Annotated in this window: 22 protein-coding genes; 18 read left to right on the forward strand and 4 right to left on the reverse strand. The window is 43.8% G+C overall.

Going from position 1 to position 24,980, the window contains the following annotated elements; all coding sequences use genetic code 11:
• The first annotated feature begins 221 nt into the window (after window positions 1-221).
• The 3 genes from V1499_RS03145 to V1499_RS03155 all read left to right on the forward strand — a co-directional run bounded on the left by V1499_RS03145 (window position 222) and on the right by V1499_RS03155 (window position 2,603).
• On the forward strand, window positions 222-1,166 hold the full coding sequence (locus V1499_RS03145; protein WP_409273731.1) for a hypothetical protein: 945 nt from the start codon (window positions 222-224) through the stop codon (window positions 1,164-1,166).
• A gap of 380 nt (window positions 1,167-1,546) precedes the next feature.
• Window positions 1,547-1,942: a CidA/LrgA family protein gene (locus tag V1499_RS03150; protein ID WP_409273733.1), complete on the forward strand. Its 396-nt coding sequence runs from the start codon at window positions 1,547-1,549 to the stop codon at window positions 1,940-1,942.
• Window positions 1,920-2,603, forward strand: a complete 684-nt coding sequence (locus tag V1499_RS03155) for an LrgB family protein (protein WP_409273734.1) — start codon at window positions 1,920-1,922, stop codon at window positions 2,601-2,603. The genes V1499_RS03150 and V1499_RS03155 overlap by 23 nt, the downstream gene beginning before the upstream one ends.
• A gap of 95 nt (window positions 2,604-2,698) precedes the next feature.
• On the opposite strand, the gene V1499_RS03160 is transcribed toward V1499_RS03155, so the two are convergent.
• Complete coding sequence (locus tag V1499_RS03160) at window positions 2,699-3,589, reverse strand: manganese catalase family protein (protein WP_409273736.1); 891 nt, start codon at window positions 3,587-3,589, stop codon at window positions 2,699-2,701.
• A gap of 78 nt (window positions 3,590-3,667) precedes the next feature.
• A complete protein-coding gene (locus V1499_RS03165) occupies window positions 3,668-3,892 on the reverse strand; it encodes a YuzF family protein (RefSeq protein WP_409273737.1) in 225 nt (74 codons plus the stop codon).
• Window positions 3,893-4,115: 223 nt separating this feature from the next.
• Here V1499_RS03165 and V1499_RS03170 point away from each other — a divergent pair, with 223 nt between their 5' ends.
• On the forward strand, window positions 4,116-7,553 hold the full coding sequence (locus tag V1499_RS03170) for a trypsin-like peptidase domain-containing protein (RefSeq protein WP_409273738.1): 3,438 nt from the start codon (window positions 4,116-4,118) through the stop codon (window positions 7,551-7,553).
• Window positions 7,554-7,652: 99 nt separating this feature from the next.
• Here V1499_RS03170 and V1499_RS03175 read toward each other — a convergent pair whose 3' ends face one another.
• The gene (locus tag V1499_RS03175) at window positions 7,653-7,877 is read right to left on the reverse strand and encodes a hypothetical protein (RefSeq protein ID WP_409273740.1); all 225 of its coding nucleotides are present in this window, start codon (window positions 7,875-7,877) and stop codon (window positions 7,653-7,655) included.
• 175 nt (window positions 7,878-8,052) lie between these two features.
• On the opposite strand from V1499_RS03175, the gene V1499_RS03180 reads away from it, so the two are divergent.
• The 8 genes from V1499_RS03180 (at window position 8,053) to V1499_RS03215 (ending at window position 17,310) form a co-directional block, all read left to right on the forward strand.
• On the forward strand, window positions 8,053-8,340 hold the full coding sequence (locus tag V1499_RS03180; protein ID WP_409273741.1) for a DUF5658 family protein: 288 nt from the start codon (window positions 8,053-8,055) through the stop codon (window positions 8,338-8,340).
• 1,221 nt (window positions 8,341-9,561) lie between these two features.
• On the forward strand, window positions 9,562-10,779 hold the full coding sequence (locus V1499_RS03185; RefSeq protein WP_409273743.1) for an S-layer homology domain-containing protein: 1,218 nt from the start codon (window positions 9,562-9,564) through the stop codon (window positions 10,777-10,779).
• A 16-nt stretch (window positions 10,780-10,795) separates the two neighbouring features.
• Entirely contained in the window at window positions 10,796-12,403 is a 1,608-nt protein-coding gene (locus V1499_RS03190) for an ABC transporter substrate-binding protein (protein ID WP_409273745.1), read from the forward strand.
• 166 nt (window positions 12,404-12,569) lie between these two features.
• Window positions 12,570-13,532, forward strand: coding sequence for an ABC transporter permease (locus V1499_RS03195; protein WP_409273747.1), 963 nt, complete (start codon window positions 12,570-12,572; stop codon window positions 13,530-13,532).
• A 15-nt stretch (window positions 13,533-13,547) separates the two neighbouring features.
• Window positions 13,548-14,459, forward strand: a complete 912-nt coding sequence (opp4C, locus tag V1499_RS03200) for an oligopeptide ABC transporter permease (protein ID WP_409273748.1) — start codon at window positions 13,548-13,550, stop codon at window positions 14,457-14,459.
• A 14-nt stretch (window positions 14,460-14,473) separates the two neighbouring features.
• A complete protein-coding gene (locus V1499_RS03205) occupies window positions 14,474-15,475 on the forward strand; it encodes an ABC transporter ATP-binding protein (protein WP_409273750.1) in 1,002 nt (333 codons plus the stop codon).
• 5 nt (window positions 15,476-15,480) lie between these two features.
• The gene (locus tag V1499_RS03210) at window positions 15,481-16,500 is read left to right on the forward strand and encodes an ABC transporter ATP-binding protein (RefSeq protein ID WP_409273752.1); all 1,020 of its coding nucleotides are present in this window, start codon (window positions 15,481-15,483) and stop codon (window positions 16,498-16,500) included.
• An 81-nt stretch (window positions 16,501-16,581) separates the two neighbouring features.
• Window positions 16,582-17,310, forward strand: a complete 729-nt coding sequence (locus V1499_RS03215; RefSeq protein WP_409273754.1) for a response regulator transcription factor — start codon at window positions 16,582-16,584, stop codon at window positions 17,308-17,310.
• Between the two features lie 157 nt (window positions 17,311-17,467).
• Here the strand turns inward: V1499_RS03215 and V1499_RS03220 are convergent, their stop codons facing one another.
• Window positions 17,468-17,956, reverse strand: coding sequence for an STAS domain-containing protein (locus tag V1499_RS03220; protein ID WP_409273755.1), 489 nt, complete (start codon window positions 17,954-17,956; stop codon window positions 17,468-17,470).
• 140 nt (window positions 17,957-18,096) lie between these two features.
• On the opposite strand from V1499_RS03220, the gene V1499_RS03225 reads away from it, so the two are divergent.
• The 6 genes from V1499_RS03225 (at window position 18,097) to V1499_RS03250 (ending at window position 24,925) form a co-directional block, all read left to right on the forward strand.
• Window positions 18,097-19,119, forward strand: a complete 1,023-nt coding sequence (locus V1499_RS03225) for a LacI family DNA-binding transcriptional regulator (RefSeq protein WP_409273757.1) — start codon at window positions 18,097-18,099, stop codon at window positions 19,117-19,119.
• 117 nt (window positions 19,120-19,236) lie between these two features.
• Window positions 19,237-21,333, forward strand: coding sequence for a glycogen debranching N-terminal domain-containing protein (locus V1499_RS03230; protein WP_409273759.1), 2,097 nt, complete (start codon window positions 19,237-19,239; stop codon window positions 21,331-21,333).
• A gap of 81 nt (window positions 21,334-21,414) precedes the next feature.
• Complete coding sequence (locus tag V1499_RS03235) at window positions 21,415-22,680, forward strand: ABC transporter substrate-binding protein (protein ID WP_409273761.1); 1,266 nt, start codon at window positions 21,415-21,417, stop codon at window positions 22,678-22,680.
• A 146-nt stretch (window positions 22,681-22,826) separates the two neighbouring features.
• On the forward strand, window positions 22,827-23,726 hold the full coding sequence (locus V1499_RS03240; RefSeq protein WP_409273763.1) for a carbohydrate ABC transporter permease: 900 nt from the start codon (window positions 22,827-22,829) through the stop codon (window positions 23,724-23,726).
• Between the two features lie 16 nt (window positions 23,727-23,742).
• Entirely contained in the window at window positions 23,743-24,570 is an 828-nt protein-coding gene (locus V1499_RS03245; RefSeq protein WP_409273765.1) for a carbohydrate ABC transporter permease, read from the forward strand.
• Window positions 24,571-24,769: 199 nt separating this feature from the next.
• A complete protein-coding gene (locus V1499_RS03250) occupies window positions 24,770-24,925 on the forward strand; it encodes a DUF1540 domain-containing protein (protein ID WP_409273766.1) in 156 nt (51 codons plus the stop codon).
• Window positions 24,926-24,980: the final 55 nt, after the last annotated feature.

Genomic DNA, 24,980 nt, shown 5'->3' on the forward strand with positions numbered 1-24,980 from the left:
GAGAGTTAGGGAGCGGCCAGGCTGCTTACCAGTTTTCTCAAAGTCTAGCAGGCTTTCCAAATATTTAGGAGTTTGAAGGGTTGACAGCCTTTTAGAATCGGCATTTATGTTACAGTTTCTTTAGAATTATGTAACAACATTAGTAAAACTCGTTGACATATCTCTTAAATGAAAATAGGAAACGTCCACTGCTTAAAATGTTTTGAAGAGAGGGAATGGATTTGGCGTTAATAGCAAGAGGAAAAAAGTATACTGCTTATGTAATTATTTTAATGGCCCATGTGATGGGGTTGATTGCGATAGGGGAAATGATTAAGGAGTGCGATTATTCGATGCTCGCGATGTATACCCTGTTTGGATTGCTTCCATTTCTCGGGGGCTTCATCCTCATGAGAGGCAAACAAATATTATACCGGTATTCAAAGGGGAAATATATTTTTACTATAAAAAAGCTATATAGCCCCAATCTTCGCGTCTATATGTTTATTACCATTGCCATTCCGATTTTTCTGTCCACGCTAGAGTCCTGGAACCTTAAGAAATATCAAAAACTTGCAAACATTAAGGATATATGGCTTTTTCCTGCATCCTATATGTGGCTTGACTACTTCCTGATCTTAACAGCCCTACTTGCCCTTATGTTTGCAGGGCGTATCTTTGTGGCGGGGTTGAAAGAGGTGGAAAGATCGTCTATTGCGGTTTTTGCTTTTTCTTTTTTGTTAACCGCAACAATCGTCCTTTTGACAAACAATGATTTTGAGGCGGTAAGAAAAGATGGAATTGTTACACAGAAACTGGGCAAAATGGAGAGTATCCCATGGACGGACGTTACGCAAGTTGATATAAATGGATACCTTTCGAAAGATGGATTTTCCTCCACCGCTTCGAAAAGCTTTAAATGGGAGTTTATTTTTCATATTAAAAATGGAAAGGAAAAAGTGATTGGCCCGTTCTATTACGGAAACAGCTATTTAGACGCATCACTTGACATAAAAAAACTAATCATCGAAAAAAGGATTCCGATGTCGACGGACAGAATTTCGAAAAAGGAATTGGGTTTTATCGAGGTTGATATGGAGTATGATGAAGGAAATCCAGAAGACTTGTATGAGGTATTCCAATATGATCCAGTAAGCAAAGAATATTATGATATTCCGTATGAATGAGCTGTCCGACGGTTGGGGCAGCCTTTTTATTAAATAAGAAGCAATTTTTCTTTAAAAGGCCTGGCCAGGACAGCTTCTGTGTATGAGCCGAATTCCATGATCGACAAAGATTTGGGCAAAAGGCGAAGAGGTGTCACTCAAATCAGGATGAGTGACTAAGCCCAGCCATAAATCGAAAAAGTTGTCGCTCAATTACGGATAAGTTACAATGAATGGTCATATTCCGGAAAAGGTGTCACCCGAGATGTTTGGCTACAGCCTGTACAATTTTATGAAAACGGGTATTGTTAAAACTAGGAATGTTCCTATTTAAATGAAACACACCTATTGGTTGATGGAAGGTCCACTTGATTTCATTTTTTGATGAGGAGGTGAGGTGGTTGTTTCGAGTAAAACAAACGCTTCTTTTTTTCGCCCAGTTGTTTTTTATTTGTGCTATATATGGCGTGGCGGTTTTTGTAGTGGGAATTTTCCATTTGCCTGTGCCTGCGAGCGTTTTAGGAATGCTAATATTATTTTTGCTGTTGACGTCAGGGATTGTAAAGCTTCGCTATGTAGAGTTGGCAGGGTCTTTTTTGAACAGGCACCTCGGCTTCTTTTTTGTTCCAATAACGGTCGGATTAATGGACTTTGGCGGGCTGATAAAAGCGAGTGGCCTGCAAATTTTCGTAATGATTGCCGGCAGTACTGTGGTGGGGTTGTTGGTAACTGGGGGACTTGCACATTATTTTTCAAAAGGAGAACAAAACGAGCATGAACGGCATAACACTCTTTAGTATCATATTTACAATCGCGGTCTATTGCGTGGCTCTTGTCCTGTCCAGGAGAATACCATCTCCTTTCACATCGCCTATTATAACTTCAACTGCAGTAATCATACTTGTTCTTTCATTCATGGATATCGATTACCAGGAATATACCCCTGCAAAGGATTGGATGACGCTATTACTAGGCCCGGCAACGGTGGCGCTAGCCTTGCCTTTATATCAAACAAGAAAGGTTCTAATGGAAAGATTTAAATCTGCTATGGCGGGTCTGGCTATTGGGACGCTTGCTACGATCCTTTCGGCGGTTTGGCTCGCTAAAGCGCTTGGACTTCCTAATAACCTTCAGGCTGCAGCGGCTGTTAAGGCGGTGACGTCTCCTGTGGCAATCGACATTTCGTTTCTGATTGGAGCAAATCCAGCAATCGCCGTGGCATTCGTGATGATTGCCGGGGTTCTCGGCGCGGTGCTTGGGCCAATTATTTTATCGTGGGCGAAAATTACAGACCCATTTGCCCGCGGCCTTGGAATCGGAACAGTCTCCCACGGAATGGGTACGAGCCAAATCATGAGGGAAGGCTACCTGCAAGGGGCCGCTTCCAGCATTGCCATGGGGGTAGCCGCCATCATAACATCCCTTATTTTGCCGTGGCTTTATCCTCTTATTAAATAAAGCAGGGGAGTGGGTATCTTTTTGGTCCATTCCGCCAACCGAAAAAATACTGGCTACGTATCCTGCCCCACGTCTCAATTTGATTCTCCCGTTTTCTACATATTTGCCATGAGTCTTTTAAGGATGCGTTCGTAGTCGTCGCGGTCGATGCCTGGGGCAAATTGCTCGGGTTTTTCCTCAAAATCCGGCACCGGGGCACCTTTAGGCATGCCATCAATGACGCGGAGTGGTTCACCAGTCTCGGGGTTCGGGCCTTTCCAGATTCGGTCGATATCCCGGTATTCCGGCTCTCCCCACGTGTAGAGCACATTAGAGAGGCCTTGTGCCATGAATTTCTTCGCATAATCAAACTTATTGTTATCAAGGCTCGGCACCGGGAGCATTTTGCCGACTTCCACACCGGTTGCGACTTCAAGGGCCTTTGCATAGGCAATGATATGTGTGCCGCCGCGTACGAGTAGGTAACCGATCATTTCCCTAGCAACGGGGTTGGTTGTCATCTCATAAACTCGCATTTTATGGGTCCTGGCGCCAATTTCAAGTAAGTAGTTATGGAGGAGGTCTGCAATAAGGTTGCCGCTATTGGTGACAAATTCCCCGTTCCATGGCCGTCCCATCCCGTCTCCCGGATAGGCAGTTTGGGCAGTCGTAGTAAAATGAAGGGAATAGCGTGCATCCTTTCCGTTCATGAGCGGAGCCAAATCCGGATCAGCTTCAAATGTATTTCCAAATGAAAGCAGGTTAATCGTATTGGCAACGAGCTCAACATGGCCGAATTCCTCGGCAGTGATGCTTGCGATCAGATCATAAAAAGGTTTAAACTTCTTTTTCCCGCGAAAGTTAAAGGATTGGAACATATAGTTGTTCAAGGTCGACATTTCTCCAAATTTCCCACCCATTAACTCCTGGACCGCGGCCGCCGCATTTGGGTCCCCGTGTTCGGGCCGAGGTAGTTCAATGGCAATCCGGTTGACACGCTTCATCATAAGGGCCACCCCCAAAAAAGAATTTTAAAACTGTCCGTTCAGAATGAAGCAGAAGGTATTGCTCCTTTCTACACTACTTCATTCCATCACCAAGTCTGGGTTTGGAACGACCCAGATTATTTGTGCTGTCCGGATAAAAAAGGCGTTACGGCCCAGTTCCACCACTACATGGTCCGGCTGAACGTTGGCAAGTCGTCCCCTTACCGCTCCTCTTGCCGTTTGAACTGCAACATTCGAACCAACGATTCCTGAAAGTGCCTGGAACACATATGGATCACTGATCTTCCACTCAATATTATCCATTATTTATTTCCCCTCCTGTAGGCATATCTAAAGAAGTATATGTTTGAGGATGCGTATTTATTTTGAAATTGTTGACCCTGCATGAAAAACGAAGCAAGAAGTTAATACGGAGACGATTTGCCCCCTTCACTTACCTCAAATTCCCAGTGTTTCCTATTATTATTGATGTTAAAATAAATTGCCGGTTCAGGTAAATTTAGCATTTTTCGAGGAAGGGACATCGATGAAACACAGAATCACAGTCATTATGATGACAATTTTCTTTTTTACCGGTACTAGCGGAACAATGCCGGGAATGGCGAAAACGTACACGCCGGACCAGCTTGTCGGGATATCCGAATCGTACATTAGGCAGATTTCACCTCTCATTAACTATGAAAAAAGCAAAACGGTGAAAGCTGTCCCATCCAAGTTAATGGCAAGCACAAAAACTAGCCTGGCCAATGCCGCTGCGGCGGTCAAAAAACTGAAAAGTGGAACGACCCGGCGAAAGCTTGAGGCGCGGATTTCGGCGGCAGAAGGTACATATGCCCGGGCGGTCGCTTACAACAACACAATCGGTGTCGGCGAGCGGATGAAACTCATGTCGCAAAATCTTATGTCAGCATATCAAAAAAATCCGTCCAGTGACGGGACTTTTACAGCCTATAATTCTTTGAAGTTTGAACTTGGCAAATTTGCACGGTCACTCGGCCTTGTATACGGAAAATCGACCAGGGACGCCCTATCAAAGAAATATAAACCGGTACCTGAAGGAAGCCTGAGTAAAACCAAGACGGCAGCTGTTTTAAAAGGGGAATTGAACCTCCTAGCGAAGGTTATCGTTTCTGGAAAGAATGAAACCATTTTCAGCCAGGTTGAAAGGATGAACTCTCAGCTCGGAACTATTTGGGGCAATCCGGCACTCTACCATCCGTTTGCGGATGCGTATGAACTTCTTTTAAAACAAAAAGGGCTGTCCGCGAATGGGATGCCAACTATTATCATGAAAAAAATCATCGCCAGTGAGAACAATATTGTGTATCTGGAGGTTTATGACGAGAACGATGAGCCGTTAAGCCAGGGCAGCGGTTTCATCGTTGGAAAAAGCACGATCCTTACGAATTTTCATGTCATTGAAGGGGGTTACCGTGTCTCGGCCTTTACAAATGACGGAAAAGAGATCCAAATACGTGGGGTTGTGAAATACGATGCGCACAACGACCTCGCCTTGCTCGGAACAGCGAGCGACATGGCACTGCCGGGATTACACGTTGGGAATATTAATTATCTGGAAAAAGGCGATCCGGTTGTAGCCATTGGAAGTCCAGAGGGATTGATGAACACGGTCTCGACAGGAATTATTAGCAATCTCCATAAAGCTGTTTATGAAGGAATTGAGACGAATCTTATTCAATTTACTGCGCCAATTACGCACGGAAGTTCGGGAGGCGCGCTGTTCAATAAATATGGGGAAGTCATCGGGGTTACAGCTGCAGGATTCGAAGCAGGAAATTTAAATTTTGCTGTTGCAATCAACCATGCCTCCGCATGGATTCAGGCATATAAAAACCAACCGGCAACAAAGATTGCCATCATCCCGTATGAGGCGTTGCCTCGATACGCCGATGATGATACGAAAGAGGATCCGCCTGTAAATCCTGGCACGCAGCCTCCGCCATCTACAACTCCAGCAGGGCCATTCCCTGACAGCGTGGAGAAAATCGCACCCGGGATAAATCTTCGCGAGGTTACCCTCAATCCGGATAAATCAATCTTGTACGGTCTAACGGATGGCAGGGATGTGATGGAAATCAACTTTGAAACAAAGCGGGCCAGGAAAATCACGCTTAACCTCGTACCAGAGCGTCTCTTCTTCGCAAATAATGAATTGTATGTTACCCTGCCGAAGGGCCAGCACAGTTCCTATTGGTCGGAAGAGGACCAGGAGGGGGCCTTTGCGGTAATCAATGCGGAAACAATGACACTCATTGACCAGGTCGATATTTCATTGGACCCATTTGATATTGTCGCAGATTCAGAGTCTATTTATATCAATAGCGGCTCGGGCCAATGGACGAATATGAAAGTTTTCTCGAGGAAAAATTTCCTCGAAACAGCAAACGTTTGGGGAGTTCGCGAAAGGTCTTTCCTTGAGATGCATCCTGAAGGGAATAAGGTATATTCAATCACGACCGAAACGTCCCCCAGGGATGTTGAATCGTATCAGTTTAATAATGGAAAGAGTTCGGGCAAATACGATTCCCCGTATCATGGCCACTACCCGCTTGATACGAACATGGCTGTTTCGCCTGATGGAAAGTATTTGTTCAATGGGTCTGGAGTGGTTTTCAATGCCTCGCTTTCAAGAAGCACAGACTTGACGTACTTGGCAAAGCTACCTCAAACATATAAACAAATTGCTTTTGATATTGCCAATAGCCGTTTTTACACAAGCACGAAAAATGGAATAGACGTTTATGATTATTCAACTTTCCAAAAGCTTGGACATTATACACTTCAATATGACGTGGACCAAATGTTTGTCCGAGACAGGCAGCTAATCGTTGTTTATAAGGACACCGCCAACACTTTGCCGAAACAGTTGATAAAGATTTATCCATTAACCGCCGAAGGCCTCCTGACCATCCCTTCTGTGGGGACAAAAGAGCCTGCCGAGCAACCTGTAACTATTGTGAAAACAGGGCTGGCGCTGCCTAAGGTCCCGGCGTCGTTTGATAAGGCGGCCATGCCGATTGATATTAATGAAGAAATCCTTCATCCGGCGAAGCCAATCCTTTATGGATTGAACGGCAACGACCTGGTGGAATACAATCTTGAAACGAAGCAAATACGGAAGCTAACATTCACGTATCCGCTTGACCAGCTGTTTTTTGCCAATAACGAGATTTACGTAACACTCAAAAAGCGGCAAAGCTATGAATATGGCCAGGTAATTGAAGGGGCATTCGCCGTTGTAGATGCAAATAGCTTCTCTTTGGTTAAGCAGCTCGATATACCAATGGACCCAGCGGATATTGTCGCCGACGATCGGTATATATACATTTCCAATAACGGAGGCTTCAGCTGGACAGACTTGAGGGCCTATTCTCGCGCTACATTTGAAGAAACCGGGAAATTCACCTCGGTGCTTAGAGGTTCCACCCTGGCAATTGTTCCGGCAGGAGGCAAATTATATGCGACAGATAGCGGAACAAGTCCGCGGGATATCCAGATGTATCAGTTTACTGATGGAAAGGAAGCTTCCACCTATGATTCGCCGTATCATGGGCACTATTCTTTCAATGTAAATATGGAGGTCTCCCCCGATGGGAATTATATTTTCAATGGATCCGGCGTTGTCTTGCAAACCGGCTCTAAGTACGGCGAAGATATGAAGTATGTGGGGAAACTGTACAGCCCTTTTAAAAAAATTGCATTTGACCTGAAAAACAACAGGATATATGCAAGCTCAGGTAAAGGGCTCGACATTTATGATTACTCAACGCTTGAAAGAATTAAGCATTATGAACAGGGCTTTGAAATTAATTACTTGGCGGTAACAGGCGGCAGCCTGCTTGTTACCTATAAAGAGGCGGCAGCGGGAACGATTCTTCCTAAAAAAATTGTCATGAAATATGTCCTGGCTGCTGATGGCACGCTGGCTATGCAGGCCCAATAGTATACTATCCAATCACCCGGTCTTATCAATCGGGTGGTTTTTTTATGAATAAGAAAACCAGGGCAACCCTACACCCTGGTCCTCCTGAAGAATATACTTTTAAGAACGGCAGCGATGTCTGCGGCGACGACGTCTATTGTCTTCTTCGGCTGCGAGAAGATCATTGATCAAGCAGCGTCGAACCGCGCGGCAAAATGCACGGTTCCTAACAGGTCTCCTGAAATTTTCTTCCTCAAAAATACCTGCTACACTGTCAAAATCAAATTCTTCTTCAAAGAAATCCCTGCGGCGTTCGTTTCTGCGACTTGAAAAATTGCGCCCCATATTTTCCCTCCTTCCATCTTTAGTGGAATATACTATGCGCTTTTAGTACAAGCTGTATAGGGCTTGTACCTTTTTTAATAAAAATGGGCGCCATTTTTTCCTAAGAAATAATGATGGAATAATTTGCGTTACCTAAGGCGTAACCTTACCTAACAGGCAAAGAGGGGGGAGGCGGATGATTAAATGGATGTACCTTTTGGCAGCATTGAATTTTATGGACGGAATCGCTACATATGCCGGTATGAAAGCATTCCTGATTGAGGAAGCTAACCCGCTGTTAGCCAGTATGCCTCCCGGGTTTATCATGATCATGAAGCTGGCGTTGAGCCTGGCCCTTCTTTTTCTGGCAAAAAAAGCGGATTTGGCCAAGCCAATTTTTAAAATTTGTGTTGCAGCTGGGAATGTCGTGTATCTGATGATAGGGGTTATCCATATCTATTGGATTTCAATTGTTATAGGATGAAAAGAACTCCCAGGAATAAACAAATTTGGTTCGACCTATATAGCACACTATATAAATTTGCAAGATTATGAAGGTCAATGGAAGGATACCGCGATTAAGGCACTCGCATTGCTTGATAGGATTTGATGAATGTTCGTAAGGATTATCGGAGAAATGAGGTAGGAGCAGTAGAGGTAAAAATACAGTCATTAGGACGAAGAAAACATAATAATGAAGAAATACTTAAAAATCACCGTATTGAATGTCTTTAGGTGGTTTTTTTGTTTAAAGGTTTAGATAAAGTTTCCAAATCCGGTGCGGTTAAGTCTAGATTCCATTTTTCCGATTGCGGCCAATAGTGCTGATTTAATTAAAATAAAACTAACAATTTAACAATTGTTAAAAAAAGCAGATGGTTCCATAGAAATCTGGTTTAGAAAGTCATGGCCGTAGGGATAGGGAAAAAGAACTATATAATGGAGAGGATTTTCTTTTATTTTAGGAGAAAAAACAATTTTTTGGCCCTGTAATGAAAAAACAAAGCCCACTTTTAAAAAGAAATTCACAAAGAGATAGCTTGGTTCCCGATTGCGTACGGTACTTTTTCACTATAAAACTTCTATTTGCAAAAGTAACTTTTTCTTAATTAATCTTTTCACAACATCGGGTACTTAAAAATAAATCTTTTTATTTCAATCCTTTAGATAATAGAAATAGCTCAATATCATGAGAAGAGAAATATATGGCGGATGAGGAAGAAATTCTTTCATAGAAAATCAGAATTCATATTCCTGTAAATGTAACAATTCAGGGTATTTTTTCCTATTTTTCTCGCTTAACTTTAAAAATACAAAGAGATTTTAAGAGGTTAATTTTCCTATAATCAATTAAATATAAGAAAAAAGTAACCTTTTTGTTAGAGTTTTGTTAAACATTGGTTGAATTTCAACTCTGGTCACCCTAATTTTTTGGGAAAAATATAGGTTTTTCTATTAAAAAGACTATTATCAGGCTTATTAACTAATAAAATCAGAATCTTTCGTTTTTCGAACAAGTTTGATAATTGTTAATCTTTTTTTAGCGAAACGAGAGTATTTTCCAAGGAAATATATGTTATAAATACTATAGAAGTATCGCAATTTTCCAATAAGTACAAAAAACAATAAAAAGGAGGGCTTTTCACTTTATTCGACAACCTTACCAAGATAAAGAAAAGAAACTCAAGAGAGGGGAAACAACAAAATGAATTTTAAGAAGTTGCTTTTAGTCGGAGCGTTATCCTGCTCCCTGATCTTACCTAGCTACGCAGCGGTGAACACCGCATACGCAGTGGAATTTGCCGATACGTCGGGTTCCCAAAGTGAAGTGTCCATTAATAAGCTAGTTTCCCTGGGTGTCATCAAAAACCCTGGTGAAGTATTTGATCCTGAAGGTGAGCTCACAAGGATCGAGTTCGCATACATGGTCAACCAGGTGATGTCTTTAGGAACCGGCAAGTCAGTTGCTTTCAAAGATTTATCCTCAAAGAACTCCAATTATACGAATACTCTTAAATTGGTGAACAATGGCTACCTATCTGTTAGCAAGGGGAACGTTCAGCCACAAAAGGGTGTTACATATGCGGAAATGAGTAAAGCATTGGCACAAGGCTTGGGCTTGAAGAAGGGATGGACAAATCGCCCGATCGATTTCTTGTTCTACCTGGTCCGCAAGGATGTTCTCGACATTGATGTTGATTTGGATGAAGTAGTAACAAGGGAAGCAGCCGCGGTTGCTTTCGACAAGTTCATCACCCTTAAAGGGAACTTCACGACTGACACAGGCGTTGTCGTAGCTGTTTCGGACAAAGGCTTCTCCGTGAATAACGGTTCCGACACGAATGACTACACATTTGCCTCAAACGCCTCTTTGTTTGTAGGTGACCAGGCTGTAACTGCAGAGGATGTCCAAGTTGGAAGCCCAGCGACAGTCGTCCTGAACAAAAAAGGCCAGGCTGCATTCTATGCAGGCGAAATCCTTGACGCTGAAGAAGGCGCCCTGAAGCTGACAGCTGCGAAATGGAACATCGGAACATTCACGAAGGATGTAAACCTAAATGCGTTCGTTGCTTCCCTGCCAAACAGCCCTACTCAGGAATTCACAATCAAATTGATCACCGAATACTTAGGGAATGGTGCTGAGTTCGGTGCACAGGCATTCTTTACGAAGGATGATGAAGTAACTGCGATCTATCCATACATTTCAAAGGTAAATAAAAAGGAAATCACTATAAGCGGAAACAAATTGACCGCCGTACTCAATGCTTCCTATAAAGAGACATTTACTATTAACGACGAAGTAAAAGTTACCCTTGACGGGACAGAAGCAAAGCTTGAAGACCTGAAAGGAAAACTAGAAGCAACTATCACTGCTGAAAAGTTCGGTTCAGTGTTGACTATCGACGCCACGACGAAAAAATAATTAAGGGGGAATCAACTTGTTCAAGAAGTTCAAAACACTATTTCTATCAGGAATAGCTTTAATCCTGATTTTGTCGACATTTGCGACGCCTGCCGATGCGGCAGCCCGTAAAGGCTTCGATTCGAAGAAAGTCGGGGGCAAACTTGTATTCAGTACATTCGCTGATGCGACACGCCTGACACCTGGAACGACTAGCGACGCTGTATCCAACCGCCTTCAGGGCATGATGTTTGATGCACTAGTGACTACTGACATCAAAAACAATATCATCCCAAGCCTTGCAACAAGCTGGAAGATCGAAAACAATACAAAGAAATTCACTTTGAACCTCCGCAAGGATGTAAAGTTCCACGATGGCAAGCCTTTGACTGCGGATGACGTAGTATTCACCTATCAAATGCTGGGACATAAAGATTCCATCAACCCATACAAGGGTACTATTGCAATGATTGACAAAGTTTCGGCAAAGGACAAATACACAGTTGTATTTGATTTGAAGGATCCTTCACCGTTGTTCCTAAATGCGATTACCTTTGCTATTATTCCGAAGCACAAATTCCCTAACGGAGTGAAGAGCTTCAATGACTCAAGCTTCCACCGCAACCCTGTAGGGTCCGGACCGTTCAAATTCAAGGAGTGGAAAACAGCCCAGCGCGTTGTACTTGTTGCCAACAAGGACTACTGGAATGGCCGCCCTTACATGGACCAAATCACAATGAAAATCCTTCCTGATGCGAACGTTGAAGTTGTAAACCTTCTGAAGTATCAAGTAGATTTCGTTGAATCAGTTAACCCAAAAAGTGTGGCAACAGTCCAAAAGAACAAGAACCTGAAAATTGTTAAGTATGACCAGGGCCGTTATGACTACATCGGCTTGAACCAGAAAGATCCACTGTTTGCTGATATGAAAGTTCGCCAGGCATTGTCTTTTGGCCTTAACCGCCAGGCAATCGTCAACACAGTTCTATTGAAGAATGCCCAGCTTGCAAGCGGACCAATCCATCCGTTGGAAGCACCATACAACAAAAATGTAAAACCACTTGCGTACGATGTAAAGAAAGCAAATGACCTTCTCGATGATGCTGGCTGGAAGATGGGTTCAAGCGGCTACCGCGAAAAGGGCGGCAAGGTAATGGAAGTTACCTTGACTTACAACAACGGTAACAAAGTCCGTGAAGACATCGCCAAGATGGCCCAGCAGGATTGGAAGAAGATTGGTGTGAAAACGACTATCCGTTCTTACGACTTCTCAATCTGGCTCGAGAAAATCGACTCAGGCGAAGTAACTGCACACGTTAGCGCATGGTCTCTTGGAACGAACCCTGACAAGTATGGCCTATGGCACTCAAGCCAAATCCCGTCTAACAACAACCAAGGTGTTAAAGATGCGCGTGTTGACAAAATCATGGAAGATTTCCGTAAAGAGCCTAATGCCGCAAAGCGTAACGCCCTTTACCAGGAACTTCACAAAATCCTGAATGACAACGCACACAGCCTGTGGCTGCACCATCCAAAGGGATTCGCGGGCATGCACAAAGACTTGGCTGGAGTTAAATTCTCTCTCTATTCCCGTTACTTCAATATAGAAGACTGGTACTGGAATGATCCTAAGAAGAGGAAATAGTAATGTGCTTGGTCAAAAGCCAAGTGGCACCAATTGAAATTTAAGCGTAATAACTAGAAATGACCTGACATAAGCAGCCGTAGGTGACAGTCTAGTCCCTACGGCTCTTATTCTTAACAGGTTAAATAAATCACCATTCGTGCAATGGAAAGTGGGGGAAGTTTAAATGTGGAAGTATATCATACGGCGTAGTCTCCAAGCTATTCCTCTAATGATCATCATCTCTATAATCTCATTCCTTTTAATGACATTGGCTCCAGGAAGCCCTCTCGATGTATATAGAAGCAGTGAAGGCGCGGAAGCGGTCGATACATCAGCGATTGAAAAAAGATTGGGCTTAGACCAGCCGATTTACATACAGTATCTTATGTGGTTGAAGCTCCTCGTACTTGAAGGGGATCTAGGTTATTCATTTGAAGATGGCCGCCCTGTTACTGAAAAAATCATTGAAAGAATACCCGCAACAATGCTCCTAATGGGGGTAGCGATTGTATTATCAGTCCTTCTTGCAGTTCCAATCGGGGTTTACTCCGCTGTTAAAAAATATTCTTTGTTTGACAACTTCTTTACCTCATTCACATATGTGGGAATTGCGGTGCCTTCGTTTTACCTGTCTTTAATGGCAATACTATTATTTTCTCTAAAACTAGATTTATTCCCTCCGAGTGACATGATGTCAATCTATGATCGCTTCGATTTTCTGGACCGCTTGAAGCATCTCGTTTTGCCGGCTTCCGTACTTTGCTTTGGCTTGATTGCCAGCAAGTCCCGTTACATGCGTTCAAGTATGCTGGAAGTCATTAAACAGGACTACGTTAGGACGGCAAGGGCAAAAGGAGTATCGGAAAACAAGGTTATTTACAAGCACGCATTAAGGAATGCCCTCCTTCCGCTCATTACGATCTTGGGACTACAGTTGCCTGCACTATTTGGCGGCGCATTGTTTGTCGAGCAGATATTTGCATGGCCGGGAATGGGCCGCTTGGCAGTAAATGCGATTTTTGTCAGGGACTATCAAGTAATCATGGGGACAACAATGTTTGCCGGGATGATGGTTGTAATCGGGAACTTGCTTGCCGACATCCTTTATGCAGTCGTAGATCCGCGCATCCAATACGGAAAGAACTAGAGGAGGTAGCCTAAGATGAGCGTCCCAAAATTAGCAGATAATCAAGCAATATTGACAGAGTGGCAGGAGCAGGGAAAAATTGAGACCCGCTCGGCTGCCGTCTGGAAAAGATTCAAAAAGAATAAGTTGGCTGTTGTCGGCCTAATAGTTTTTAGCTGCTTAATTTTGATGGCGATATTTGCGCCATTAATTGCTCCACATGATCCGTACACCAATGTTTATGAAGAAGCAAATCTAGCCCCAAGCCTGAAACATCCGTTTGGAACCGATAGCCTTGGCGGGGATGTATTCAGCAGGGCGGTTTATGGCACAAGGGTATCGCTCACAGTTGCACTTGCAGCCATGGTTTTCACATTGCTCATTGGCATTACTTATGGAGCGGTTTCAGGGTATTTTGGCGGTGCGGTTGATAACGTCATGATGAGGATTGTCGATGCGATTCAGTCAATTCCTTCACTATTTTTGCTGCTTATCATTGCGTCCATTATGGTCCCTTCCATTTGGACGACCGTATTTGTTTTAAGTATCGTGGGCTGGACAGGCATGTCACGTATTGTCCGCGGCGAAATCCTGACACTGAAGCAGCGGGATTTTGTTGAAGCCGCCCGGGCCACCGGCGAAGTAAAACCGAGCATTATTTTCTACCATATCCTGCCGAATGCGATTGCGCCGATTACGGTAATTGCTACTTTGGACATTGCGGGGAATATCCTTGCTGAAGCTAGCCTTAGCTTTCTTGGACTGGGGATTCAGGCGCCAACGCCAAGCTGGGGCAACATGCTTACCCAGGCTCAGGACTTGTCGACCTTGATGTTTTATCCATGGGTAGCGATTTTCCCTGGTTTATTAATACTAATATCAGTAATGTCTGTTAACTTTGTCGGAGACGGTTTACGCGACGCTTTAGATCCGCGTAACAAGAACTAGGGGGGAGGACAAGCATGAGTACAACAGTAACAGAGAAAAAAACTCTTTTGGAAATAAAAAATTTGAAGACCCATTATTTCACGGAAGATGGGGTTGTCCCAGCTGTGGATGGCGTTGATTTTAAAATTAAAAAAGGTGAGACACTGGCAATAGTCGGCGAATCCGGTTCTGGAAAAAGCCAGACTTCATTGTCGATTATCCGCCTTATTCCTTCCCCTCCCGGTAAAATTGTTGCCGGTGAAATCAATTACGATGGGGAAAATCTTTTAGAAAAAAACGAGCACGAGATGCGCGAAATCAGGGGAAATAAAATCTCGATGATTTTCCAGGAGCCGATGACTTCACTCAATCCGGTTTTCCGAGTAGGAGACCAGATATGTGAATCACTGATTTTGCATCAGGGAATGACCCCTAAACAAGCTATGGAACAAGCAATTAAACTTTTGAAATTGGTTGGGATTCCAGAGGCTGAACGTCGTGTCCAGGCATTCCCGCATGAACTGAGCGGCGGGATGAGGCAGCGTGTCATGATTGCGATTGCGCTGGCCTGTAACCCTGAGCTATTAATCGCGGACGAGCCGACAACTGCATTGGATGTTACGATCCAAAATCAGATTTTGGAACTAATGAAGGACCTTAAAGCCAAGCTTGATACATCCATTATGCTCATTACCCACGACCTTGGGGTAGTAGCGGAAATGGCAGATCGCGTCGTTGTTATGTATTCCGGGCAAATTGTTGAGCAAGGCGATGTGTTCACGATTTTTGAAAACCCAAAACATCCGTACACCGAAGGACTTTTGAAATCAATGCCGACCCCGGAAAAGAAGCAAGGCCAACTGTATGCGATTGATGGCGTTGTACCGAATCCATTGAACCTGCCGCCTGGCTGCCGTTTTGCACCGCGCTGTGAATATGCAAGGGATTTGTGTCGTGCGGAAATGCCGGAAACGGTCGTCATTTCGGAAGAAGAACAAGTACGCTGCTGGAAATATACTAATCGCTGGGAGGCATAAGAAGCATGCTGAATACGATGTTAGAACGAGAACAAGACACAAATAAAGAGTCTTCAGTCATTCTGAGCGCCCGGGGCGTTACAAAACATTTTCCTATTAAAGGCGGCCTGCTCGGACGGGTCCAGGGATATGTAAAGGCAGTTGATGGTGTAAGCCTGGATATTTATCGCGGGGAAACACTGGGCCTTGTAGGGGAAAGCGGTTGCGGAAAGTCGACCATTGGGCGTGTCCTGCTGAACTTGCTGGAGCCCACCGCCGGAAGCGTTGAATTTGAAGGCAATAACATTTTTGATTTATCAAGTGAGAAAATGCGCCAAACCCGCAGGGATTTACAACTCATTTTCCAGGATCCGTACTCCTCGCTAAATCCAAGGCTGAGTGTCGGTGATACGATTGGCCGTGTTCTCAAAATCCACGGCATGAAAGATCCAGCCGAAAGGGAAAAGCGCGTCCAGGAATTGATGGGGATTGTTGGCTTAAGCCCTTATCATATCAGGAGATATCCCCATGAGTTCAGCGGCGGCCAAAGGCAGAGGATCGGCATTGCGAGAGCATTGGCACTGAACCCGAAGTTCCTTGTCCTTGATGAAGCCGTTTCCGCACTGGACGTTTCAATCCAGGCGCAAATTATTAATCTTTTGGAAGAACTTCAAAAAGAAATGGACCTAACATATCTATTTGTTTCCCATGGATTGAACGTTGTAAGGCATATTAGCAAGCGTGTTGGGGTAATGTATTTAGGTAAACTGGTAGAACTTGCGGACGTGGACGAGCTTTTTGATAATCCAAAGCATCCTTATACTCTAGCATTGATTTCCGCAAACCCTGTTACGAACCCAAGATTCAGAGAACAGAAGAATAGAATTGTCCTTGAAGGGGATGTGCCAAGTCCAATCAACCCTCCTTCAGGCTGCTATTTCCATACCCGATGCCCATTTGCCCAGGCTAAATGCCGGGAAGAAGCACCAGCGTTTGCTAACACGGATAACGAACATTTTGTTGCTTGCCATTATCCGTTATCGTAGGTAATATTTACCGAAATCAAAGCAACTGCTATAATATTAAAAAGGCCAATCTGCTTTTAGTGCTGTTTGGGGGCGTACTAAATGGAAAAGAAGATATTAATAATAGAAGAAGATAGTCAGAGATGCGCAAAGCTTTTGCAATTTTTCGGATCTTACTTCTCAGTCACCTCCTATAACAATGGTTTGCAGGGTTTAATCAGTGCGATCGAGTGGAGACCAAATGTAGTTATTATCAATCATTCATTAATAGATGTGAATAGTATTGAACTATGCCGCCAAATTCGCCAAAAGTTTCAAACGATCATCATCATTATCGGCAAGCCTTTACCTGAAGATCAAATTATCAAATACTTTGAAGCCGGCGCGGACGACGTTGTCATGAATCCAATCAGCTATCCCGTCCTGTTATGTAAAATAAAAGTCTTGCTAGATCTTGTTGCTATGAAGAGAAGCGGCGAGGAAGAAGTAATCCAATTCGGAAAGCTTAAAATGAACCGGAATAACTATAAGGTGTATCATGGGAAAAAGGAATTGAATTTTACGAAAAAAGAATTCGCCATCCTTTGGATCCTTGCCAAGAAACAAGATGTTGTCGTGACAAGAGAAGAATTGCTTAAGGTTGTCTGGAGTTACGAACATCTGGAGGATGACCGGATGATTGATACACATCTTAATAGAATTCGCAAAAAACTTAAGCAAAACGAAGTCAACCTTGCAATTAAGACGGTTTGGGGTATAGGATATAAACTGCAAAACGAGGAAGTGGATGTAGTAGAATCCATTGGAATACCAGCTGAATCACAAAAGTGAAACCCCTGAAACAGGGGTTTCAGACTGTAGGAAACCCCGACATGCTCGGTTTTTCCTACAGTCTTTTTTGTTTTTAACCGAATCTGGTGCCGCTCAATGCCCCATTATTGTGTATTACCCGCACGCTGGGGCTTTCAAACCTTTTTATTTTAAAAAATTATACTTTTTTCATTAAAGACAAGCCTTTTTTCTTCATTAAATATTGAAGTGCTGATTTAAAGGTTGAGAAAGTTTGCAATTCCTTGATGAATTGCAGTTGCGATTTGGCCAATTCCTGGGCAAAACCAGGAGTAATACCAACTACCAAAACTTGAGAACCGACAAGCCTTAGTGAGGAGGTTAAATTGATGAGGTAATGGCCCAGAATTTTTAGATCATCCAAACCCTTTATGCTTATCGCGGTAAAGTCCAGAATGGCCGTGTCAATATCCTCGCCGCCGGCCTGTTCCAACAGTTCTGGAATGATTAGGTCGAACTTGGAGGATGATACTGTGCCTGCAAGGGGAATAAGCAGCACCCCGGGAATAATTGAGGGGATTACCGGAGCCGAAACGGTTCTGACCAGGTCTTCCAATTCCGTAATCCTATTTTCAAGCCTTTTATTTTTTTCCCGAAGACTTTCAAGTTCATTTTTATTCTCAGTCATAGAAACCTCACGCTCAAATTTATTTTTCATTGATTCTAGTATATACTGTTTTGGAAAATTATGAAAATTAAAGATTGCAAACGCCTCCAAACTGGTTTATGCTTCAAGTATAAAGGTACCAAAACGTTTCGGAGGATTCCATGGCTAAAACGATTAAAGATATTGCAAAAACTGCTGGGGTTTCGGTTACAACGGTTTCCAGGGCGCTTAATGGTTATTCCGATGTTAGTGAAAAGACCAGGCAAAGAATCATGGATATCGCAAAGGAGCTGAATTACAGCCCGAATATCCTAGCGAGAGGGCTCGTAATGAACGTCTCAAAGACAATTGGGCTGCTCGTATCTGGCTTGAACAGGGAAAGTGAAAAGGACCAAATCATCTTGTCGATTCTGTCCGGAGTAAATGATTCCGTATCCGAAAAGGAATATGATTTGATTTTATTTAATACAAATACATCAAAGCAACGTGAAAAAACATACTCCCAGTTATGCAGGGAAAGGCGGGTGGACGGTGTAATCATTCAGGGGATTAAAACGGACGATCCGTATTTAAAGGAAGTAGTGGAAAGTGACATTCCCTGTGTCCTTATCGATATCCCAGTCCACTCTGAAAATGTTGGCTACGTGACGACCGATAACGTTACAGGTGCGCGGAAAGCCGTTGAGCATTTAATAGGCCTCGGGCATGAAAAAATTGCCATGATTAATGGCCATGGCCAGGCTTTTGTGAGCCGAAAAAGGCTCGAGGGGTATATGGATGCACTAAAAGAACATGGTTTGCCGGTTAATCCTGATTGGGTTTGCAACGGCCGATTTGAGGAAGAAACAGCCTTTGAGGAAGCAAGGAGGCTCCTTATCAAGCATCCAGAGATAACGGCCATTTTTTGTGCGAGCGATATCATGGCCCTTGGCGCACTGAAAGCGGCTAAATCCATCGGACTAAGAGTACCCGAAGATTTATCGGTGATTGGATATGATGATATCATTCTTGCATCCTACTCAAATCCTCAGCTAACTACGGTATCACAGAACTTTTTCCAATTGGGGTACCAGGCCGCGCATCTGTTGGTGAATATGCTTGAAGGAAAGTCGGAGCCGCAAATTGTAACGATGTCGACAAAACTTGTGATAAGAGAATCGGCTGCAAAAAGCAGAAGGAAATAGATTTTTGTCGATTAAATCCGAAACGTTTAAGTAAAAGAAAACAAAGCTTTACACACTTTAAATATATAGTATCAAAATCCGAAACGTTTCGGAAAAACTGTTTGCAGGAGGCGCATAATGGACTACCGTGTAATTAAAGAAAATGACCTATTTTTATTAACCGATAAGCAAGGAGATATTCCGGTCGGCCATCCATATGGGTTGGGTCTTTATACGAAGGATACGCGTTTTTTGAGCAAGCTGAATCTTTATATTAACGGGGAAGAACCTATCTTGTTATCCTCTGATGCTGCTGAAAACTACATGGCAAAAATCCTTCTTACAAATCCCCATATGGAAAATCACGATGGATTGATTTTGTGGAGGGAATCCGTCGAAATCGAAAGGTCACGATTCATATCAGACAATGTTCTCTATGAAACAATCAAGGTAAAAAACTATTTTCCAAAACAGGTATCATTTGAAATTACCCTGGAAATGGATGCCGATTTCAAAGATATGTTCATTATCAGGGGCTTCCAGAAAGGAAAGGTTGGAAGTAGGACCGGTCAGGAGATTAAGGGAAATTCCCTCGCCTTTGGCTATGTGGGGTCAGACAACATTACGCGGAAAACAGTGGTTGGCTGGGATAAGACCGCAAAAGCGGTAGAAGCTAACGGCCGTGTAACTTTCAGTTTTACGCTTGGGCATGAAGAAGAGGACAGCGTGACATTTTTTATTCAGCCACAAATTGGCGATGCCAGCGATAGAAAACCTGTACCGGTTAATACAGCCATTGGCCAATTACAGGATTTATATGACAGGTGGGCCAGGGAAACCACCACAGTTAAAACAGATTATTCCGCGTTGCAGACACTTGTACAAAGAGGCGTCGACGACCTTAGGGTCCTGCTGACTGACGTTGGCTTTGGTCCGTTCCCTGTCGCCGGGCTTCCGTGGTTCGGAGTTCCGTTTGGCCGGGACAGTATCATTGCGGCATTGCAAATGCTCGCCTTTAATCCGCAAATAGCAAAGGGTACCATTTTGACAATGGCAAACTATCAGGGTAAAAAGCTCGATCCATGGCGTGATGAACAGCCCGGAAAGATTATGCATGAAATCCGCTATGGTGAACTCGCGAGCACTGGACAGATTCCATTTACCCCATATTACGGAACTATCGATGCAACCCCGCTTTTTCTAATCCTGGTGAAAGAATATGTGAACTGGACAGGCGATTATGAGATTCTTGAGGACATTGAAAGTAATATTGAAAGCGCTTTAAAATGGATCGATTCCTTTGGGGACCGAGATGGGGACCTGTTCGTTGAATACCACCAAGAATCAAGCAAGGGCATAGCCAACCAGGGCTGGAAGGATTCAGGAGACTCAATCGTCCACCGAAATGGGGACTATGCCAAGTCACCAATTGCCTTATCGGAAGTGCAGGGCTATGTATACCAGGCAAAAGCAGGCATCGCAGACTTATATGAACATACAGGGAAGACCGAAAAGGCAGAAACGCTCAGGGCGGACGCTCAAAGATTAAAGGATAAATTCAATGATTCTTTCTGGATGGAAGATCGGGAGTTTTACGCCATCGCCCTTGATGCGGAAAAGAAACAGGTAGGGACAATCACATCAAATCCAGGGCACCTCCTGTATTCCGGCATTTTAAACGAGGAGAGAGCCGATGCGGTAAGCAATATGCTTTTATCTCCCAAAATGTTCTCAGGATACGGCATCCGCACAATGGGTGAAGGAGAAGCCGGCTATAATCCGATGAGCTACCATGACGGAAGCATCTGGCCACATGACAATAGCCTGATCTTGCTGGGATTGAGTAAAACAGGACGCCAGGACAAAGCGAATCAAGTGATTGGCGGACTGATAAAGGCCTCAGGATTTTTTGAATATAATCGGCTCCCGGAACTGTTTTGCGGTTACGGCGATTCACTTGGAAAGGCCGTAAAGTATCCTGTCGCGTGTTCCCCACAGGCTTGGGCCGCGGGGACTCCTCTCGTTTTTATCCAGACCATTCTCGGGCTGTTTCCGGATTGCGCCAAAAAGGAAATAACGCTATCGCCGCTGCTCCTGCCCGAAATGAATGAGCTTGCCGTATACAACATGAGGATAGGGGAAGGCATTCTGTCGCTTGAAGCTGTGCGCACCAATGATGGCGTAAAGGTAACTATCATCGAAAATACGACTGGGTACGCAATTATCCAGAACTAGGAGTGCCGAATCAGCAACTATAGTCTCTAGAGATTATCTCTCTTAAGATATCAAAAATAAAAATTGAAAGGGGCTCTGATTATGAGAATGAGAAAGTGGCTTTCGACAGTGGGGGTAGCATCAGTACTAATGGCAGGTATTCTTGCCGGCTGCAGCAAAGATTCATCCGGAAACAAAGACAGTGAGGGGTCTAAAGAGAGTGGAAAACCGGTAGAGGTTACCCTGGCAGGATGGGGAGGCAACCCGACTGAAGAAAAACTTCTGAAGCAGGTAATTGAGGATTTTGAATCGAAACATAAGGATGTCAAGGTAAAATACGAAGTCATTTCCGAACAATACATGGATGTTATTAAAACAAGGCTGATTGGCGGCGAAGGCCCGGATGTATTCTATCTAGATGCATTCGAAGCGCCGGCTTTGATTGAAACAGGTGTCCTTGAGCCGCTGGATGAGTATGTAACAGATGACTTTGATGTTGAGGATTTTGAAAAGCCATTGGCAGAAGCATTTATTCAGGATGGAAAAACATACGGCTTCCCTAAGGATTACTCAACACTTGCATTGTTTTATAACAAAAAAATGCTGAGTGATGCGGGCGTGGAGGTTCCGAAAACATTTGAAGAATTCCGCGAGGCTGCAAAGAAACTGACCAAGGATGGAGTGTATGGATTTGGCGTCGCTCCTGAGCTTGCACGCATGTTCTGGCTTGGCGAGTCTACTGGCGGAGATATCGTAAAAGACGGTAAGGCGAACTTTGCTTCACCAGAAGTAGTGAGCGCTCTCCAGCCTATTATCGATATGCATAATGTTGATAAAACCGCTGCCGAGCCAAAAGAAGTAGGCGCTAACTGGGGCGGTGAGATCTTTGGACAGGGCAAATCTGCTATGGTCATCGAAGGAAACTGGGCTATCCCTTTCCTTGCCGATACCTTCCCAGATATTGAGTACGGAACTGCTGAATTGCCGACTGTTGATGGAAAGCATTCGACTATGGCTTACTCTGTTGCTTATGTAATGAATGGTGCATCGAAAAAGAAAGAGGCTTCCTGGAAGCTAATCTCTTATTTGACAGGTAAGGAAGGCATGGAAACGTGGACTAGCAAAGGGTATGCCCTGCCAACTCGAAAGTCTGTTGCGGAAAAGCTCGGCTATGACAAGGATGAACTGCGTGCATCGCTTGTTGCCGGTGCATCATACGCGACAGTTTGGTCAGAAGGCACGAACCTTCCAATCATTATGAACAACTTTAATAATCAGTTCTTAAGTGCTTTCCTCGGCAAGCGTCCGCTCGAAGAAGCTCTTAAAGAAGCGGAAAAGCAGGCGAATTCAGAAATTGATTCAAAGTAATGGAGTGTACGGGAAGGGGAATAGGCAATTTCCCTTTCCCTCCTTTTATTCTGCAGGACTCTTTGTGCCGAAGTCTCGGGACTTCGACAGAAACAGTTTTGGCAGCCAAATGGAGCACCATATTTTTATAAAAGGAGATGCAGAGAATGAAAATCTCATTTTCCCGGAGGAACCTGCGTGAAGCCGGCCAAGGATATACGTTTATATCACCCGCGTTAGTGGTATTGCTCGTATTTATTGTCGGGCCTATTTTCTACACGCTATTCCTTTCGTTCCATAAAGTACAGCTGCTCGGAACAGCCACATTTGATTTTATCGGCTTCGGCAACTTTGAACGGATTCTGAATGATACAAGGGCGAAGATCGCGTTATGGAATACGTTCAAATATGTTGTGGTTGTAGTCCCGTGCCAGACGATGCTCGCGCTCATTCTCGCGGCTACACTGAACGCAGGGATAAAGGGGCAAAATTTCTTCAGGATTGTCTACTTTCTCCCAACATTGACATCATCTGCTGTTTTAACCCTTATTTTTATGTGGATGTATAACAAGGAAGGACTTATTAATACGATTCTTGAGTCTATCGGCCTGCCAACCTATAATTTTCTTGGCGACCCGAATATTGCCCTAAATGCGATCATGATCATGAATATTTGGTCAACAGCGCCATTTTTTATGGTCATTTACCTGGCCGCCCTTCAGGACATCCCCGATTCATTATATGAAGCGGCTGAACTTGACGGCGCGAATTCCATCCAGAAGTTCTTGAACATAACCGTACCGCATTTAAGGCCTGTTACGTCCTTTGTCGTTATTATGGGCCTTATAGGGACCTTCCAATTGTTTGACCAATCTTACATATTTTCCGGCGGATCCGGCGGGCCGGATAACTCCACCTTGACAATCGTACTTCTTGTTTACCAATATGCCTTTAAAACGTTGGGAACGATTGGATATGCTTCCGCGCTTGCTTTTTTATTGGCCATTGTCATCCTTATAGCAACGCTTATTCAACGGAAATTTTCCAAGGAAGAATCATTGTATTAAAAGGGGGTATACAAAAATGAAGAGGAAAATAAGCATCGGAAAGGTATTCCTGTATATCATCCTTGGAGCTTACGCCGTTACGACAATGGTGCCATTTTTATGGGCAGTTTCGTCATCGTTCAAGACACTCTCGGAAATCGTCAGCGGTTCAATGAGCTTTATTCCAAAGAATTTCACATTAGATAACTATAAACAGATTTTTTTAGAGCAGGAGCATTTTCCGCGCTGGATGTTCAATAGCCTTTTTATTGCAAGTGTTGGAACAGTGCTGAATCTGATTTTTAACTCAATGGCGGGCTATTCCCTCGCGCGACTTAATTTTCCTGGTAGAAAGCCGATTTTTATCCTTATCCTGGCAGTCTTAATGATTCCGCCCCAGGTAACAATGATTCCGAACTACCTGATTTTAAAACAGCTTGGCTGGCTGAATTCCTACCAGGGGATGATCGTCCCGGGAATGATCAATGCAATTTATATTTTTATGATGCGCCAATTCTTCGTCAACTTTCCAAAGGAACTGGAGGAAGCTGCCGAGATGGATGGCTTAAGCCGTTTCGGAACCTTCTTTCGAATCGTACTTCCTTTGGCAAAACCGGCGCTTGCCGCCCAGGCAATCTTTATTTTCATGGGATTCTGGAACGACTTTATGCGCCCGTTAATCGTTATGACAGATATTGAAATGTTTACGCTCCCCCTTGGCTTGAATACGTTCAAAGGACAATTCGTCAGCTATTGGAACTACATTATGGCGGCTTCAATGGTATTCACATTGCCGGTGCTGTTGATCTATGCGTTCTTTAACCGCTACTTTATTAAAGGAATTTCATTTACAGGCGGAAAGTAATGAAAAATTGCCCTGATCCTGGTCCGTTTGCTGATTGTGAATTATGAACCCTTTGGGGATGAAAAGGAAAACACAATACAGTTAAGGCCTTATGAGGCGAGAATCTATTTGTTTGCTGAAAAATAGGAGCGGGATCGTTTGGATTATTGTTCTATTAAAAGGGGTAAAGTTCCATAAATCTTTTCTAGGAGGGCTTCCCTTGAAAATAGAAGTTAAATGCAATGTGGAAAATTGCAAGTACTGGGCAGAAGGCGATGAGTGCGTCGCCGATTCAATTTTTGTTATTGGGCAAAATGGCAGGGAGGCTGCCAATGTAGAAGAAACAGCTTGCAAAACCTTTGAAAAGCGGGAATAGAACATGTAAACCGGACGGAGTTTCGTCCGGTTTTCCAATTATCCTTTTGCGTATT

This window comes from Neobacillus oceani, assembly GCF_046237595.1.
Lineage (GTDB): Bacteria > Bacillota > Bacilli > Bacillales > Cytobacillaceae > Bacillus_D > Bacillus_D oceani.